Here is a 17877-nt window from a genome sequence, read left to right on the forward strand (position 1 = left end):
CTCCTACTTGTGATGCCACAAGTGTAGAAAGTGAAAATGAACGGCGTATGAACGGCAAATTACAAATGAGGATAACCCAAAGCGATAAGTTATGGCTGTGGAAGTGTCACGGTGAAGGTCGTGCCTTTACCGGGCTCGCTTGCAGCCTCAATCGTCCCGTTATGCAGGTGGACGATTTTTTGAGTAATGGCGAGCCCTAGCCCCGAGCCGACCGAGTCATCTGGACGATTGTTGGGGCTAGGGCCGCCACCGATCCCGCGTTCTCTGGCCCGATCGGCGCGGTAGAAGCGATCGAACAGAAACGGCAGCCGCTCCTTGCTGATGCCGTCTCCCGTATCGGTGACCCGAATGACACAGTGCCCTCGCTCAAGCTGGGCTTCTATCTCAATCGCCCTTCCTGCCGGCGTATATTTTACAGCATTGGACAGCAGATTCGTCCATACCTGATTAAGCAGCATTTCATCGCCAACGAGCATGAGAGAGCTGGAGACGGCGATTTTGAGCGCAAGCTCCTTCTCCGTTAGCTGCCACTCCATCACTTGCGCAACCTGTCGCAGCTGAGTGCGCAGATTAAAGGGCTTGCGCTGAAGCACATCCGCTGCCTGGTCCAGCGAGGAGAGCAGCAGCAGCTCCTTGGTGAGTGCCGCAAGGCGGCGGCTTTCCTCGCCAATGATAGCCGCATAATGGGTACGTTCCTCCGCGGCAAGCTCTTTCTCCGCCAAAGCTTGAGCAAAGCCTTGAATAGAGGTAAGCGGCGACTGGATTTCGTGTGACACGTTGGCGACAAACTCCTGCCGTGCCTGCTCTACCCGCTCCAGCTCCTGGCTCATTGTCGTAAAATGGGCAGCGAGCTGCCCGATTTCATCCCGCCGATTCGTATTCAGCGACAGGGCATAATGGCCTTGGGCAATTCGCTGCGTTGCTTCCGTTAGCCTCGTGACGGGCTTCACCAAATAGCGGGTGCTGAGCAAGAAGCAGAGCAGGCTAAAGGCGACGGTCAGCAGCCCGATCATCGCGAAGAAGCTGCGCAGCTCGCCAAATTGCAAAATGACATCCGGGCGTATGAACAGGGCATACTGCTTGCCTTCCAATTGCAGCGGAACGCCAACCGTATTGCTGAGCGTGTTATCGAAAAAGCCCGTAATGAAAGGCTGATTTGGAAATTCCGCGATGCCGTGGTATTGCCCGCCGGCAAGTACGCTGCTCAGCACGTCATCCGCCAGCTCTTTTTCACGAAAAGCACGCCCGAAAAAAAGCTCCTCTTCCTGATCATCCACCAGCAATATCTCATAGCCGAGCTCAGCCGCATTGGCAAAGTAAGCGGAGGCCAGCTCCGGCTGGGCTTCGGCGAACTGCTGCATTTGCAGGGCGATGCTCGTCAGCTTGGCATCGTTATAGGGCTTAAGCTTGTTATGATAATAAAGATTGGATACCAGAAACCCGAGCAGGCTGCTGCCAATAATCGCCGCCATTGCCACTAGAAAAACTCTGGAGTATAGCGACTTCATGGCGCTGCCGCCTCAATCTTATATCCGATGCCCCGCACGGTCGTAATGCGAAAATCTTGATCATGAGCGGAAAAACGCTGCCGCAGCCGTTTAATATGCACATCCACCGTCCGTTCATCCCCTTCATAATCCGCCGCCCATACGAGCCGTATAAGCTCCTCGCGGGAAAACAGCCGTCCCGGGTATTCGGCAAGCTGCGCCAGCAGCTCAAACTCCTTAAGCGGCAGCAGCAGCATCGCATCGCCATCGGCAATCTCGTAGTTTTTACGGTCAATGGTGAGGCGGCCGAGCTGGATTTTGTCGCTGGAGGAAATGGAATAACGGCGAAACAGCGCCTTGATGCGAAACAGCAGCTCCTCGGGTTCAAACGGCTTGGTGACATAATCGTCAGTGCCGCGCAAATAACCCTGCTCCTTATCGGTCAGCTGCTCCCGCGCCGTCAGCAAAATAATCGGGATATCGTAATTCGTCCGAATATACCCGCAAAGCTCTAGTCCATCCATCCGCGGCATCATGACGTCTAATATCGCAAGATCCACCGAATGCTCCTTCAGCTTATGCAGAGCATCCTCTCCCTCTTTTGCCTCAACGACGCGATAGCCTTCCTTCGTCATAAAGTGCCTCAGCAGCGTGCGAATATGGGGATCGTCGTCGACTACAAGCAGCGTTTTCATCGTAACCTCCTGAAAATAGGGAATGAATTAGAATTTCCTTATATTTCTAACTGTAGCATTTGCGATAATGTTACAATACAGGAACTATACAAAAATTCAAAGCGTTGGAGGTACGGATGGTGAAGGTATTGATTCTGGGAGGAACGCAGTTTTTCGGAAAAAAGCTTGTACAGCGGCTTATTGGTCAGCAGGCGGAAGTGACGATCGTTACTCGCGGCATTAAGCCTGACCCTTTTGGCGACACGGTAAAACGCATAGTTGTCGAACGAACTGACGCGGCGGCAATAGCTACAGCGCTTGGCGGGTCAAGCTTAGACGTCATCTGCGACAATAGTTGCTTTCACCTAAGGAGGCGCTGTTTCCGGTAGCAGCGGTTCGCATTCCGATCGTCCTCGGGCCGGATGATTACACCCGCCGGCTGCGCTTTCATGTTGAAAATGTGCAAAAATGAATAGCGTTTGTCATGCCCGCTCCTGAGGCGGGACTATCGTTCATTTACTCGAATGGAGCGGCTGAATTCCTTGATTGACTTGGTAAATCTGAGCTTATAGGGCCGATCAATGCTTGCTCTCAAGGAAAAGTCGGCTTGAATCAGAACATGTCGCTTATTGAAGGAATTATGGGAAAACGTGCAAAAATTGTTGAAGAGGCATCTGAACAGCATCAGTCGCCATTTGGAGTGCCGGCTTCATGGTATATGGATACAAGCAAGGCGGAATCGGCAGGATTTGCATTTTCGCACATAGATGATTGGCTGCCGGAATTGATCGATGAGCTGGCAAACACGAGGCAATAAAGTGAATTTATAAAGAGGAGAAGAGGCTGATGCTGGAAAGGTTTGAAGGCGGCGATTCGGTGTTGAAGCAGGCGTCATTCCTTGCTGATGAGGTTGCCTATAATATCATTTACCGAATTTGTGATTCGGAGACGAGGCTCTGCTGGAAGACGGCGGATGATACACTGGTTTTTGCAAAAACGCCCGGCAATAGCGGATGGTTGTGGATGGCGCCCGAGCTGCCGAACGCGGTTCGTGAGGGAATGGCTCGAAATCTGGCGGGGCAGCTGTATAGAGAAGGCATTGAGGTGACGGGGATATCGGGCAGCCCGGAGCTGGCCGGGCTTTTCGCCAGAGTGTATCCGCCGTTAACAGGGCAGAGCCAGCGTCTGCATATAAAGCTGGAGGCTTATCGGTGCCCAGTCGTACGGCCGCCTTTAGACATAGCGGGGGCCATAAGGAAAGCGAGAACGGAAGATATTAAGACGGTGGCTGGTTTCATCGCAGCGTTTACGCAGGAGGCTTACGGTCAGCAGGTGGAGGTAGCGAGCCAAATTCCGGCTGCTGCGGAAATGGTAGAATCGGGTGAATTATATGTGTGGGTGGAGGAGGAGAAGCTTGTATCCATGGCAGCGATAGCCCATCGGACGGCAAGGCATGCTAGAATTAATGCGGTTTATACGGGGCTGGATGCGAGAAATCGCGGATTTGCCAGTGCATTGGTCGCAAAGGTAAGCACCATTATTGTGGCAGGAGGGTTAGAGCCGATGCTGTATGCGGATGTGCAAAACCCTGCCGCAAATAAAGCATATCGCAATATTGGCTTTCGCCCCAGCGGACAAATTTTTGAATACCGCTTCTCCTAGTACATCCTGTTCACTCGCCGCTTGTTGCTCGCAAGTATGTTAACCTTCGTGATATAATTTGGTTAACAGTGAAAGTGAGAAGCGGGAGGAAATGTCATGAACATTCGTTTGCGGGGCCATCATTTATTTTGTCTGCTCGGTTATCGGGGTAAGGGCTACTCAGAGGGCTTCTGCGTCAATATGACAGCCGTATATGAGCAGCTGCGTCAGCAGCCGGATACGGTCATCGAAATTATTGACGGTCCTGATGATATTTGCAAGGCGTTCCCGACGGATAAGCCGTCCCATTGCCAGAATAAGAGCGTCTACCAGAAGGACCAAGCCATTTTGCGGGAAGTTGGTTTAACGATAGGCAGTGTGGCAAAATGGTCCGATGTGTGCGAGTCAGTCGCAAGCCGCATTGTGCCTGACGATATTAACCGCCTCTGCTCGGACTGCCCATGGCAGCCGTACGGCATGTGCCAGGAGGGCATCGGCCATATCCGCGAATCTCGTGAGCTAAGGATGCTGCCGGTTCCTTACTTTGAATCTACGTCTAACTAGAAAGTTGCGGGATATATGATATTGGGCAATATTCTAATTTATGGGTTCCTTTTCAAAATCGAAAAGTAAGATAACACATACGGGTTATTGGATTTTAGGGGTTTTGATCCTATTGTTAGGTATTAGTACTTGGTTGCTGTTGGATGGTTCTAATAAGGCTGTAGCTGTACTCATTCCTGTGATGATGTTGTCAATCATCACGGTTATTAAAATGATGAGGACGCAATAGAAAAAGAAGAAGCAATCCCGAGAGGCTAAACACTCGGGATTGCTTCTTCTTGGATAAATGATCATAATTGTACGGAATTTAGCTTAAGCTTGGTTCATAACAGGCCTGCCAACTATAATTAAAGCGGTTCACCGCTAATTTCCATGCCCCGAACGCCATCCATGGAGGCCATGACGAGCGTTAAATCGCTGAAAAGGCTTGTTCCTTTGAATTTCACCTGAATAATAACATTCATCGTCTTCGAACCTCCCATTTGCTCAGAGGAGTCGTCGTCATCATCCAATATGGTCAGCTTATGAATTTTCATGCCATGCTCATGGAAAGTGGCGACTATGTCCTGTAAGCCGGAAGAGTGCTTCGCCAGCTTAAATCTAATTTCATGAATGCGTTTTGCCCGTGAAAATGTTTTTTCCAGTTTGTTGAACACAAACAAAGATATCACCGCCAATGTAGTAGAGATAGCTGCTGCCACATAAAATCCAGCTCCAACCGATAGACCGATGGCTGCTACAACCCACAAAGAAGCTGCCGTTGTCAGGCCCGAAATGCCATTGCCCTTGCGGAGAATGGTGCCGGCTCCCAGGAAGCCGATGCCGCTGATGACCTGCGCCGCGAGCCTTGCCGGATCGAGACTAACACGAGGCTCGTTCGCGAATGCAGCGAATCCGTACATGGATAGCAAAACGACGGTAGAAGAGCCTAGAGATACGAGGATATGTGTGCGGAAGCCTGCGGAGTGGCCGCCGAATTCGCGCTCAAGACCGACGAGTCCGCCAAGCACGACTGCGAGCAGCAGGCGAATGGTCAGCTCATAATAGCTGATTTCCCACACGGAAGAAACGGTATTCGTCATGTTAGTCTCCTTTCCCGAAGAGTGGCGTGAGCGGCTGCAGCTGAGTAATCGAATAAGGTGTATTTTCCAAACTAAAATGAAAATCTAGACGCAAGTACGCTTCCTCCCCATCTTATGCAAATAATGACGCCGTCAATACTGCTGCGGTTTATCAACGATAATACGTTCGAATGAACATTACGTCAATAGCTGGAAATTTCGCTAAGCAAGTGGAATGAAAGCGCTATACCTAATATCAGTTTAGCAGAAAGAGCATCCTTGTGCAGTACAATAGCGCAAATAAATGAAATAAAGATACGAAAAAATGAAATATAAAAACGTTATAATGATTTATTTGATCAAAAATATTATGAAAACTACCCCCTTACTATGCCAGATCGTTAATGATCCCATACGGGGATCAATTCGAGCGAAACTTATCAATACTAAATGGTGGAGCTTATTGCGCAGCTGCTACGTAAAATAGAAGGGTGTAAAGCATATTTTGCGGCTAAAAAGGGTACGCTGGCTCGTATAGGGTGGTGGTCGCAAGTGGTAACCCCGTTTCATCAGCGAATGGCAGAGCTATGGCTGCAAAGCCAAAAACGGCGGCTTTCGCCAAGCGAAGCCGCGGAGCTGGAGCAATGCCAGCAGCTCAACGTGAATTATGTCAGCGAAGCCGCTTATTTGGCAAATATGTCGCTGCTTGCTTCAATGAGCAAGGATATCCAGTGGCAGCATGAAATATGCAAGGAAATCGAGCAGTTCCAGCTGACGGGCAAGCGGAAAAAATCCGGCACGGCAGGTGCGGAATAAATGCTACCTTCAATCAATAAGCAGCGCAAAATACCGTTTTCCGGGGGATCATCTGGAGGAGCGGTATTTTTCTGTTTTGGCAGCGTATTATGTTCGTAGTCGATTTATCCAAATAACGGAAACCCCATATACCCTTAAAGGAGAGATTAAGGGTAAAATAGAGAGAGGAGCGCTAAATTTTTTTGAAGTATAGGAAAGGATATGATTTTTCCATCCGTTTTTCTATATTTCATCGCGAAACGGCAGTTTTGGCGCCAGAGGGTGGCTTTCGGCCGTTTACGCTTGGGAAAGCGGGGGAGTTTTAATGGGAACGAAATGGGACGAGCGTATGGTGCAAGCTTGCAAGAGCGGAAATATGGCAGTGATCAAAACGCTTATTTCCGAGGGCATGGATTTGAATGATTCAAAAAATCCGGCAATCGTTACAGCTTCGAAGCAGGGTAAGCGTATAATATTCGAATTTTTGCTGGAGCAGGGCGCGGACATAAATGCGGTGAATCATGTGGGCAGCTCCGCCTTGTCTCATGCCGTCGCTTGGGAAAATGCTAAGGCGGTAGAAGCACTGCTGGCGCTCGGTATTGATGTGGCTCTGCATGGCGGCCTTGCTTTGCGAGGTGCGGCGAGTGGACGTCTGGATTTGGTTAAAATGCTGGTGGAGGCAGGCGCTCCCATTAATTTTAATGAGCCGGACATGGTCCGTCCATATGGTGGAACACCGCTGCAAGTCGCTGCTGGCATCGGGCATTTGCCGATCGTTCGTTATTTGCTGGAGGCGGGTGCTGATCCGGCCATAAAAGACAGCTATGGAGAGCGGGCCTTCACGGATGCAAAGCGCTATAAGCACAAAGAAGTGATGGAGCTCATCTATTCATATGAGCCGAAGGAGCTGCATGATTTCGATAACCAGGCGGCTAAACTGAAAAAAGCAGGCCTTCCCGCCGTCCTTATACGCGACCTGGGAGAAACAAGCAGCCGGGTTGAAATACCGGATTGTGAACAGGTATCCTATATTGAATTTGGTTCGGTTTTGGACGTCTCTGAACTGGAATATCAGGGGCTCAAGCTGCTTAATTTACTTGTGGATATGGACAATTATTCGGCGCTGGGCATGTTCGTCTGGGTGCCGGCATATAAGAAATTCGCCAGCTATGATGTGGAGCATCAGGAGCTGATGCTGCTGCCGGACGCGACATGGGCGAAGCTGCGGAAAAAGCCGGGAGCGTTCATCGACCGCATACTGGACGGTGAGTATGAGCCGCTGGCGCTCGCGGACTCGGAAACGTAGTGCTGGCTAATTTGCAGCGGCTATATTCCGGTATTCCTTTGGCGTTTGCCCTGTTACCTTCTTGAAGACGCGGCTAAAATATTTTTCGTCCTGATAGCCGACGAGCTGGGCAACCTCAGTAATTTTATGATTTTTATTAAGCAGCAAAATTTTGGCTTTCTCCACCCGGATGCGATTGAGATATTCGATGAGCGTTTCGCCGAACTCCTGTCGGAAGCGCCGCGATATATATTCACGGTTAAAATGAAATTTGGCTGAAATGTCGCTAAGCGTAATATCCTCTTTATAATGCTCCTCAATATAACGGGCGATTTCGTGAATCGATGAGCTGCTTCGGCTTCCGGGCCCTGCGGCCAGCAAGCTCGCCAGTGTAGCGAGCTCCTGCGTCAACTGCTGTTCCAACAGGGTGAGCGAGAGCTTTCCCTCATCATCAAGCGGAAGGGCAAAGGGAGACTCGTCATCAGGAAATGGCGCAAGCACTTCCCCTGTATAAGCCTCAATCCAGCGGAATTTATTCACGCTGTATTCGGCATGCCATTTTTCCAGCTGCTCTAGCGTAATGTGCTCCAGCTTCGCAAGCTCTTGCAGCCATTTGCCCAGCACGAGGCTAATCTGCTCCGTCCGTCCGCTGCTGATCGACAGTCGCAGTTCTTCGGTGAAATCTCCAAACCGCAGCGAGCTGGCCCGAGCAGGGGCTGTTCCATCCTGCAAGCGGCAAATATAAGGAGCTGTCTGCAGCAGATTGCGTTTTTGCAGCGCGAGCAGCGCCTCGGCATAAGCGGTCCGTATGTCCTGTGGATAGCAGTGGGCGGTGCTCACTCCAAGATGAATTCGCGTCTTGAGTGCGGAAGCAAAGCCCTGCTCCATCGCCTCTATCGCAGCATTTGCCTGTTCCATGCCGTTCCAGAACAGCAAGACAATTTCATAACGCTTGTGCCAATTACGAAAGGCGATGCCACAGCCCGATTGCTGCAACATTTCATTGCAAATATTAAGAATAGAGAACAGCAGTAAATCCGGATTAGACGTAAATTTCTCCTGTACCGGACGAGGCAGCATCGCGGCGTCAATGACTGCAACGATGCCGGAGGTAACGCTCGAAAGCTTGGGCACCTCGCGGTATAATCGCTCCCAATCCAAACGTGGGCTTCCGGCAGCCTGTGCCACGGAATCGTTAAGGAGGGCGGTTAGCCATTTATCGCGGAAGATCGGCCGAACCTCATTCATCTCCATGCCATGCTGCACGGATTGCAGTTTCTCCTGTCTTACTGTATTCAAGCTGCTCATCGCTTTGCAGACTGCCTCCTGCAGCTGCTTCTGATCAATCGGCTTCAGTAAATAATCGATGCCGCCGTGCTTCAGCGTCTGCCGCGCATATTCAAAGTCGTTGTAGCCGCTGATCACTATTTTTTCACAATCTGGAGCCTCGCTTTGCATCCATTCCATTAGTTCAATGCCTGTCGCCAGCGGCATCATTATATCTGTAATGACGAGATCCGGCCGCTGCTCTTGAATCAGGCGCTTCGCCTCGCTGCCATTTTCCGCTTCAAAAAGCTGATCAACCCCGCAAGCTGCCCAATCTACTAAATGGCGAATGGACAGCCGTACATGCTTCTCATCATCAACGATCAACACTTTCATGACTACTCTCCTCTAGCTGCTTAATGGGTATCGTGAGCGTAACTTTTAAGCCATGTGGTGACAGAGAGCTCAGCTCCATATCTGCAGCTTCCCCATAATAGAGCAGCAGTCGCGACATGACATTCATCAGCCCGATGCCGTCGCCAGGGATCATGAAGCCCGCTTTGAGCTGGGTAAGCTGCTTGCGGAGCTGCGTCAGTCTTTCGTCGCCAATGCCTGTCCCATTGTCCTCCACGCTAATGAATAATAAAGAATCCTTCACCTGTGCCTCAATTCGCAGGCGGCCGCTGCCCGTGCCCGAATGAAAGCCATGCTTGAAAAAGTTCTCAACGAGCGGCTGTACGGTCATTTTCGGAATGGGGCAGGTGCTGGCCGCTGGATCGATATCCGTCTCGATGTGCAGCTTGCCCTCAAAGCGCTCCTGCTGGAGCACTAAATAATAGTTCGTATGCTCGATTTCCCGGTACAGCGGCACAACCGAATCTTCGGTGTTCATGCTGTAATGCATCATTTGCCCGAGCGAGGAGACCAGTGAATAGACTTTAGGGGCCTTGCTTTCAAGAGCTGTGGCTCCAATAAGCTGGAGCGCATTGCTCATAAAGTGCGGATTGATTTGCGCTTGCAGCATTTTCAGCTGTGTGGTCTTGTTCGCTAGGCCGAGCTTGTACTCTTTTAAAATCAGGTCATTAATCGTCCCCATCATCGTGCGGAAGCGGATGGCAAGCGTGCCGATTTCATCCCTGCGCTCTACATCAATCGGATATTTTAAGTCCCCGGCCTGAATCTGATTCATACTGCGAATGAGCTTCTTAATCGGCCGTGTCAATCGGATCGAAACGATGAGTAAAATGCTTAGTGATATCGCAAGAAACAGCGCCGCTACCAAGGCATTAATCGCTGTCAGATGGCGCGTATCCTCATAAAGCTTCCAGTCAGGAATGCGTTTAACAATCGTCCAGTCGAGAGAGGGCAGCTTCATTTTAGAGTAAAAAACCATCCCTTTAAAATCGCCGTCATGCTGCTCCAGGCTGCCGCTTTCCCCGCCGCTGCTTTGAATTTGCGCCATAAGCGTCTTGCGTATGTCAGGTAGATCATAGGCCTGATCGGAGGCGAAAATAATTTGCTGATTTTGATCCATAATATAAAAATCCTCTGTGCCGGAATCATACATTTGAGCGCTCAAACGGCTCAGTGCGCTAATTTTAACATCGATAGAAAGAAAACCAACCTGATTGCTTGTGGGCACACGGTAAAGTGGACGCTGCAAGGAAAAGACGGATTCGGATGGGTTTGGAGCGAATGATGTAAATCCATAATTACTACTATTATGAGTTGGCTCTGTCCAAGCCTCGTAAGGGGCGTGATAGGCTTCAGGCATAGTGGGCGGGGGGAGCTTCTCGCGTGCAAAGGTATTTTGACTCATGAGAAACGAGCTGTCGTCCTTGTTGATGTGCAAATAAACCTGATGTATATCGGCGGCCGATTTGGAGACGAGCTGGAGTGCGGTAAAGACATAGGCATTGCTTTGCTCCTCTTTAATGCCGTTCGATAAAATGCTGGTCAGCGTCTTGTTGTTATATAAAATAAGCGAAGCTTTATTCAGCACCTCCATGTAATTTAGGAGATTCGTCGTGCCTTCAGAAATCAGCTTGCTGTTCATCGTAATGGCTTGCTCCTTGACGGATTCCTTCGTATAGAAGTACGTGAATGCGATGGAGCTTGCAATAGGGATTAGGGTAGCGATCAGCATAAAAACAATCATTTGATAGCGCAGGCTCGTTCGTAATATTCGCATCGGCAAACCCTCATTCGTGGTGTAATCGTGTTTAGCATGTTACTACATCAAGTCAAGATCGTCCACTATTATGCTCAATTCTCTGAGTGGGATTAACCTTAAGCCGCCTCTAAAATGAAAGTAATTACACGAGAACGCTTGAAAGGAATGATCGCATGAACAGGTGGTTAAAGTCAGAGAGGATGCAGCAGACGGTATTCGTATTGCCTGCTTTCGCCGCATTTTTCATCGTAGTTATGCTGCCCCTTGCGCTGGGTGTTTATTATTCATTTACGAATTGGAATGGCGTCTCAGGCCATATTGAATGGAATGGCCTCAGCAATTATGTAGCGATTTTTACGAAGGATCCGGATTTTATTCACTCCTTCTGGTTTACGATTCGGTTTATGCTTGCGGTTGTCGTTTTCAGCAATGTGCTTGGTTTTCTTCTGGCGTTTATTTTGTCCAAAAAGCTGAAGTCCCGAAACATTTTGCGGACGGTTTTCTTCATGCCTAACGTGCTAGGCGGACTTCTCCTTGGCTTCATCTGGCAGTTTATCTTCGTGCAGTCGTTTCCGGTTATCGGAAATTTGACGGGCATACATGTATTCCAGCTATCGTGGCTGGGGACGGAGGCGACCGCTTATTGGGGCCTTGTCATCGTCAGCGTATGGCAGGGAGCGGGCTATTATATGGTTATCTACATTGCGGGGCTGACGAATGTGCCGCAGGATTTAATTGAAGCAGCCTCGATTGACGGGGCGAAGTCGCTCCAGGTGCTGCGCCATATTATTTTTCCGCTGATTATGCCTGCCATTACGGTGTGTTTGTTCCTCAGTGTAGCGTGGTCGTTCAAGTCGTTTGATCTGAACTTCTCGCTGACCGCTGGCGGTCCGTTTAGGTCCAGTGAGTCGGTGGCGATGAATATATATACCGAGGCATTTAAAAATAATCGCTTCGGGCTAGGCACTGCCAAGGCCGTCGTCTTCTTCCTGACGGTTGCGCTCGTAACGATGCTGCAGGTTTCCATTACAAAAAAACGGGAGGTGGAGATGTAATGAAAGGAAGAGACTACTCCTTCAGACTGTTCTCCCTTGAAGCTTTTACCATACTGCTAGGCCTAATGTTTCTTGTGCCGTTTTATTTCCTGGTGACCAATTCCTTCAAAACGTTCGCGGAGCTGCTGACAGACACGGCAAGCTTCCCAACCAGCTTTAATCTTGACAACTATGTCCGCGCATGGGATACGATTCAGTTCCCACGGGCACTGACGAATTCGCTGATTATCACGGTGGCGAGTGTAGCCATTATGATCCTTATATCGGCTATGGCGGCTTACCGTATGGCTCGAAGGCCGAGTAAATTCAATCAGGCGATGTTCAGTCTGTTCGTTGTAGCAATGGTTATCCCGTTCCAGACGATTATGATTCCGCTGGTGAAGGTAGGGAAATGGCTGCATTTCCTCAACACCTACTCGGGGATTGTGCTTTGCTATGTAGGGCTTGGCCTTTCGTTCTCGATTTTCCTGTATCATGGCTTTATTAAATCCATTCCGCTGGAAATTGAAGAATCGGCAACGATTGACGGCTGTAATCCCTACGGCGTATTCTGGCGCATTATTTTCCCGCTGCTCAAGCCGATGACGGTTACGGTAATGGTGCTGCAAAGCTTGTGGGTATGGAATGATTTCCTGCTGCCGATGCTGGTGCTGCAAGATAAGAGCATGCAGACGATCCAGCTCGCGACCAATGCTCTATTCGGTCAGTACATGAAGCAGTGGGACCTCGCTCTGGCGGCGCTAGTCATGGGAATCCTTCCGATTCTGGCATTCTTCCTGTTTATGCAGCGCCATATTATCGAGGGTATTACCGCTGGTGCGGTAAAGGGATAAGCGGAGAGGGCTGCCAGCTTGCTCCAATCCCTGCGCGTCATTTTTGTCCACCCAATCAGTCAATTATATGAGTGTGTGCAAGCCATCATCCGATTTACAATTTAATTGTAATCGCTAACAAACATCTTGCGGGAGGTCATAGACATGAGAAAAAGAATGTTAAGCATCGCAGCAGTCATTGCTTTGAGCGCAGCGCTTACGGCATGCGGGTCAAGCAACAGCGGCAGTGCTAATAATGGAGCATCAAGCAGTCCGGCAGCAGAAGGCGGCTCGGGCAAGCAGGTGACGGTTAAAATATTGAACTTCAAGGTGGAGATTTCCCAGGAGTTCGACCGTTTGGTTAAAGATTATGAAGCCGCCCATCCAAATGTAAAGCTGGATGTTGTCACTGTAGTCGGCGATGACTACAATACGCTGCTGAAAGCGAAATTTGCTTCGGGCGACATGCCGGATATTTTCAATAACGAAGGTTATCGCCAGCTCGATACATGGCAGGATGAGATCGAGGATCTGTCCGATCAGCCATGGGTGAAGGATGTGCTCGACATCGCGAAGGAACCGATGACCAAGGATGGCAAAATATACGGCATGCCGATGAACATTGAAGGGCTTGGCTTCTTGTACAACAAAGACCAATTCACGAAAGCCGGTATTACGGAGCTGCCGACGACGCTGACAGAGCTGACGCAAGCTTCTGAGAAGCTGAAGGCGGCAGGTCTAACGCCATTCATGAACCACTATGGCAGTCTGTACACGCTGGGCTACCATGCCTTCTATCAAGCGATGGGCAAAGAGGCAGACACGAAGGCCTTTATTGCGGGACTTAGTGATGGAACGGCGAAATTTGCCGGCAACGCAGCATTTATCGATTGGGAGAAGCTGCTGGACCTGCAGGTGAAATACGGCAACAATTCTCCGCTGACGATGGATTACAGCAATGGAACTTCGCAATTCGCAGCGGGTCAAGCGGCAATGACGATTGGCGGCAACTGGGTACAACCGATTATTGATAAGGTTGATCCCAATATGAAGGTCGGCATTTTGCCAATGCCAATCAATGATGACAAAGCGCTAAACGATAAAATTTTCGTAGGCGTGCCGAACAATTGGGTCGTCAACAAAAAATCCCAAGTGAAGCAAGAAGCAAAGGATTTCTTGAACTGGCTCGTGACTTCGGATCAAGGCAAGCAATATTTGACGAAGGATTTCAAATTCATTCCGGCCTTCAAAACGATTCAGGCTGATCCGGCAAGCGTAGGCAGCATCGGCGCGGACGTGGCGAAATATACGGAGGAAGGCAAGGCTCTGGCTTGGCAGTGGGCGAAATATCCGGACGGTGCAACGCAAGAATTTGGAGCATCGATTCAGAAATACGTCGCTGGAAAAATCAATGGCACCCAGCTGCTGGAAGAATTCCAAGCATCATGGGACAAGCTGAACTAACACTTAAGGATCAGCAGAGTATTTATTGGTGAAAAAAAGAACGGGTACCAGCTGACGGGCAAGCCGCCACTGGCGCATAAGGAAATAAGGGCGGGTGCCTGAGCGCGCCCGCCCTTATTCTTTTTCGAAAGGGATGAAGAAATAAATGATCGCTCGCTCACAAGCGACAGTGCTCGTTGCGCTAGGCGCGATAAGCTACGGCTTTCTTGCTACGATAACAAAGCTGGGCTACGCAGCGGGGTTTCATGCGCCGGAGCTGATTGGCAGCCAAATGCTGCTTGGGGTTATCGTACTCTGGCTGCTCGCCGTATGGAAAGGGCAGAATGTTCGTCAGCTTACATTGAAGGCGGCGCTTAGCCTTATAGCTGTAGGCTCGTTCAGCGGCATAACCGGCATGCTGTACTATATCTCGGTGCGGACGATTCCAGCCTCCATTGCCATTATTATGCTTTTTCAGTTTGTTTGGGTGGGGCTGCTGTATGACTGGATTTTTGGGCGAAAAAAGCCAACCGTCGGCTCACTGCTGCTCGTTTTTGCTGCTTTGGCAGGTGCTTATCTGGCTTCGGGTACCGTTTATGGCGGCTGGTCAAAGCTATCCTTGTTGGGCGTGCTGGCTGGCCTGGGCGCAGCCTTTTCTTATGCGGGAACGCTTTACGCCAGCGGCAAAGCCGCCGTTCATATTAACCCCTGGTATCGCAGTGCGCTTATGGGGACGGGGGCATGGGTCATTGTCTGGCTCGTATTTCCTCCGACTTATTTTACGCCGCAGCTGTGGCTGAACGCCCATTGGTGGATACCTGTGACGCTGGGGCTTTTAGGATTGATTGTGCCTATACTGTGCTTTGCCTTCGGTGCACCGCGAATCGGCATTCAAATGACGACGATGCTCTGCTCAATAGAGCTGCCGATTGCGGTGCTGATGGCGCGCATTGTCTTTTTGGAACGGGTCGATGGGCTCCAATGGCTGGGTGTGGCGCTCATTATGGCCGGGCTGATCTTCAAGTTCGTATGGTTCTCGCGGTCGAGTGGAGGCTCCCACGATGTAAGGGACAAAGACGTTAAATGGGGTAAGAGCACTAAAAAATATCAAGCCCATAAAAAAGAATGGAAAGCAGGTGAAAACCTTGAATAATCAGCATCAGGTTGAAGCTTGGCTCAGTGAAATGACGCTGGAGGAGAAAGCGAGCTTATGTGCGGGAGCGGATATGTGGCGGACTGCGGCTGTAGAACGGATTGGCGTGCCTTCGTTATTTATGGCGGACGGGCCGCATGGCATCCGCAAGGAGCAAGCGGATGTGCTGCTTGGAGGAGCAGCGCCTGCAACCTGTTTTCCGACTGGTTCAGCGCTCGGTTCGTCGTGGAATAAACAGCTGTTGGAGGAGGTCGGCGCTTCCCTTGGTCGGGAAGCCCGGCATTTAGGCGTTGATCTGCTGCTGGGGCCAGGCATTAATATGAAGCGCTCACCGCTAAATGGGCGTAATTTTGAATATTATTCGGAAGATCCTTATTTGAGCGGCGAGCTGGGAGCTGGCTTCGTTGCGGGCGTGCAAAGCGAGCATGTGGGCGCGACACTGAAGCATTTTGCGTGCAACAATACCGAGCATGAGCGTATGACCATTAACTCGGTCGTAGACGAGCGCACGCTGCGTGAAATTTATTTGGCGGCTTTTGAGCGAATCGTCAAGCAGGCGAAGCCTTGGGCCATCATGTGCTCCTACAATAAAGTGAACGGGACTTATGCGGCGGAGCATCATGAGCTGCTCACCGCGATTTTACGCGAGGAATGGGGCTTTGAAGGCTTCGTCATGTCCGATTGGCTGGCGGTGGACGACCGGGTAGTCGGCTTGAAGGCCGGCCTCGATCTGGAAATGCCCGGCCCGGCGGAAGCAAATGCCCGCTACATCGTGGAGGCGGTTCGCTCCGGCAAGCTGGAGGAGCGCGTGCTTAATGCGGCGGTGGGCCATGTGCTTGTGGCCGCCGCGAAGCTGGCGGAGCGGCAGGCGGAGCAGGAGTCAGAGCAGGAGCAAGAGCAGGAGCAAGAGCAGGAGCAAGAGCAGGAGCAAGAGCAAGAGCAAGAGCAGGAGCAGGAGCAAGAGCAGGAACGAGCGCGGCGAGGGTGCGACTTCGCCGCGCATCATGCACTGGCGAGGCGGGCAGCGGAGGAATGCATCGTGCTGCTCAAGAACAGCGGCGAGCTGCTCCCGCTTGACCCGATGCAGGCGGGGAAAATCGCCGTCATCGGCGCATTCGCGCAGGCGCCGCTGTATCAGGGCGGCGGCAGCGCCAAGGTGAATCCGACACAGCTGGAATCAGCGTGGGAGGAGATGGGCAGGCTGGCCGCACAAAGTGGCGGGCAGCTGGTTTTGACTTATGCCGCGGGCTATGAAGCGGCAGCGGAGGGCAGTGGCGAGGGCGGCGGAATGCAGCAAGGCGAGCAGTTGATAGGCGAGGCGGTGCAGCTGGCTAGCGAATCGGAGGCTGCGGTTATATTCGTCGGCATGCCGGAGGGCGAGTCGCGGGATCGAACGGATATGGATTTGCCAGCGGCGCATATTCAGCTTATTCAATCGGTAGCAGCGGCCCAGCGCAACTGCATCGTTGTCATTAACGGCGGCTCGGCTATTGCGATGCAGCCATGGATTGAGGCTGTTCCTGCCGTCATAATGGGATGGCTTCCGGGGCAAGCAGGCGGCAGCGCGATAGCCAGCATCCTGTTCGGACAATCGAATCCGTCCGGCAAGCTGTCGGAGACGTTTCCAGTCAAGCTGTCCGACAATCCGTCGTTCTTGAATTTTCCCGGCGAAAATGGCATTACGCTGTACGGAGAAGGTCTGTACGTTGGCTACCGCTATTATGATAAAAAAGCGATTCAGCCGCAGTTCCCATTCGGCCATGGCTTATCTTACTCTACGTTCTCCTATAGCAGCTTAAAGCTGAACAAGGCAATGCTTACCGACCAGGAAACACTAAATGTATCTGCTCAAATTACGAATACAGGCAGCAGAGCGGGCATGGAAGTCGTGCAGCTGTACGTTCATGATCAGGAAAGCGAATGGGGACGCCCGGATAAGGAGCTGAAGGGTTTTGTGAAGGTTTCCTTGCAGGCTGGGCAAACGAAGGAAGTCACGTTTACGCTTGAGAAGCGCGACCTCAGCTATTATAATCCGAAGGTTCGCCAGTGGGTGGCGGAAACCGGTCGCTTCACCCTGCTGGTCGGAAGCTCATCTGCAGATATTCGCCTGCAAGGAGAGGTATTCCTCAAAGCGACGGAAAAGCTGGAGGCACCTAAGGATGCAAATAGCACCATCAGCGAATGGTTGACAGTTCCGTCTGGCCGTGTGGCCTTGCAATATGCAGCGGAGCATTTAGTGAAGGATGAGGTGCTCAAGGGTGAGCTTGAGCGAGGCGATCTGCATGATTTTTATAAGCAAATGCCGCTGTATAAATTCGTAAAGCTGGTGGCTCCAACGGAAGCGGATGCGGTGCGACTGATAGGGATGTTCAATCCGATTAATGCATCTGATCAAACGTAGAACGATTATAGAACCATCTACACACCTATCTTGAAACAAACAGGCTTCCGCTCAAGCTGCTTCAGCT

The 17877-nt window shown here is 50.9% G+C and carries 16 protein-coding genes; 11 read left to right on the forward strand and 5 right to left on the reverse strand.

The genetic code is table 11. The features are described 5' to 3' along the window. Positions 1–89: 89 nt before the first annotated feature. Together ABEW34_RS19015 and ABEW34_RS19020 are read right to left on the reverse strand one after the other, a co-directional pair. Complete coding sequence (locus ABEW34_RS19015) at positions 90–1508, reverse strand: sensor histidine kinase (RefSeq protein WP_430160800.1); 1419 nt, start codon at positions 1506–1508, stop codon at positions 90–92. Further along, the gene (locus ABEW34_RS19020; RefSeq protein WP_430160801.1) at positions 1505–2182 is read right to left on the reverse strand and encodes a response regulator transcription factor; all 678 of its coding nucleotides are present in this window, start codon (positions 2180–2182) and stop codon (positions 1505–1507) included. The genes ABEW34_RS19015 and ABEW34_RS19020 overlap by 4 nt, the downstream gene beginning before the upstream one ends. A gap of 119 nt (positions 2183–2301) precedes the next feature. On the opposite strand from ABEW34_RS19020, the gene ABEW34_RS19025 reads away from it, so the two are divergent. The 4 genes from ABEW34_RS19025 to ABEW34_RS19040 all read left to right on the forward strand — a co-directional run bounded on the left by ABEW34_RS19025 (position 2302) and on the right by ABEW34_RS19040 (position 4366). Further along, complete coding sequence (locus ABEW34_RS19025) at positions 2302–2550, forward strand: NAD-dependent epimerase/dehydratase family protein (protein ID WP_430160803.1); 249 nt, start codon at positions 2302–2304, stop codon at positions 2548–2550. Positions 2551–2768: 218 nt separating this feature from the next. Beyond that, positions 2769–2978, forward strand: a complete 210-nt coding sequence (locus ABEW34_RS19030) for a hypothetical protein (RefSeq protein ID WP_430160805.1) — start codon at positions 2769–2771, stop codon at positions 2976–2978. 29 nt (positions 2979–3007) lie between these two features. Then, positions 3008–3823, forward strand: a complete 816-nt coding sequence (locus ABEW34_RS19035; RefSeq protein ID WP_430160806.1) for a GNAT family N-acetyltransferase — start codon at positions 3008–3010, stop codon at positions 3821–3823. Positions 3824–3919: 96 nt separating this feature from the next. Continuing rightward, positions 3920–4366, forward strand: a complete 447-nt coding sequence (locus ABEW34_RS19040; protein ID WP_430160808.1) for a DUF1284 domain-containing protein — start codon at positions 3920–3922, stop codon at positions 4364–4366. 347 nt (positions 4367–4713) lie between these two features. Here the strand turns inward: ABEW34_RS19040 and ABEW34_RS19045 are convergent, their stop codons facing one another. Further along, positions 4714–5448 carry an MgtC/SapB family protein gene (locus tag ABEW34_RS19045; protein WP_430160810.1) on the reverse strand — a complete coding sequence of 245 codons (735 nt, stop codon included), beginning with the start codon at positions 5446–5448 and terminating at the stop codon, positions 4714–4716. A gap of 531 nt (positions 5449–5979) precedes the next feature. On the opposite strand from ABEW34_RS19045, the gene ABEW34_RS19050 reads away from it, so the two are divergent. Beyond that, positions 5980–6243, forward strand: a complete 264-nt coding sequence (locus ABEW34_RS19050; RefSeq protein WP_430160812.1) for a DUF7667 family protein — start codon at positions 5980–5982, stop codon at positions 6241–6243. A 304-nt stretch (positions 6244–6547) separates the two neighbouring features. Beyond that, positions 6548–7528, forward strand: coding sequence for an ankyrin repeat domain-containing protein (locus tag ABEW34_RS19055; RefSeq protein ID WP_430160813.1), 981 nt, complete (start codon positions 6548–6550; stop codon positions 7526–7528). Positions 7529–7534: 6 nt separating this feature from the next. Here the strand turns inward: ABEW34_RS19055 and ABEW34_RS19060 are convergent, their stop codons facing one another. Continuing rightward, on the reverse strand, positions 7535–9169 hold the full coding sequence (locus tag ABEW34_RS19060; protein WP_430160815.1) for a response regulator: 1635 nt from the start codon (positions 9167–9169) through the stop codon (positions 7535–7537). Further along, complete coding sequence (locus ABEW34_RS19065; protein ID WP_430160816.1) at positions 9150–10964, reverse strand: cache domain-containing sensor histidine kinase; 1815 nt, start codon at positions 10962–10964, stop codon at positions 9150–9152. Before ABEW34_RS19065 ends, ABEW34_RS19060 begins: the two co-directional genes overlap by 20 nt. A gap of 155 nt (positions 10965–11119) precedes the next feature. Between ABEW34_RS19065 and ABEW34_RS19070 the strand changes: the two genes are divergently transcribed. From ABEW34_RS19070 to ABEW34_RS19090, 5 genes are all read left to right on the forward strand, one after another. Further along, positions 11120–12001, forward strand: coding sequence for a carbohydrate ABC transporter permease (locus ABEW34_RS19070; protein ID WP_430160818.1), 882 nt, complete (start codon positions 11120–11122; stop codon positions 11999–12001). Continuing rightward, on the forward strand, positions 12001–12834 hold the full coding sequence (locus ABEW34_RS19075; protein WP_430160819.1) for a carbohydrate ABC transporter permease: 834 nt from the start codon (positions 12001–12003) through the stop codon (positions 12832–12834). The genes ABEW34_RS19070 and ABEW34_RS19075 overlap by 1 nt, the downstream gene beginning before the upstream one ends. 144 nt (positions 12835–12978) lie before the next feature. Beyond that, positions 12979–14277: an ABC transporter substrate-binding protein gene (locus ABEW34_RS19080; protein ID WP_430160821.1), complete on the forward strand. Its 1299-nt coding sequence runs from the start codon at positions 12979–12981 to the stop codon at positions 14275–14277. 145 nt (positions 14278–14422) lie between these two features. Next, the gene (locus ABEW34_RS19085; RefSeq protein ID WP_430160823.1) at positions 14423–15409 is read left to right on the forward strand and encodes an EamA family transporter; all 987 of its coding nucleotides are present in this window, start codon (positions 14423–14425) and stop codon (positions 15407–15409) included. 31 nt (positions 15410–15440) lie between these two features. Continuing rightward, a complete protein-coding gene (locus ABEW34_RS19090) occupies positions 15441–17810 on the forward strand; it encodes a beta-glucosidase (protein ID WP_430160960.1) in 2370 nt (789 codons plus the stop codon). Positions 17811–17877: the final 67 nt, after the last annotated feature.

Origin of the sequence: Paenibacillus algorifonticola, from assembly GCF_050481745.1 — a bacterium.
Taxonomy (GTDB): Bacteria; Bacillota; Bacilli; order Paenibacillales; family Paenibacillaceae; genus Pristimantibacillus; species Pristimantibacillus algorifonticola_A.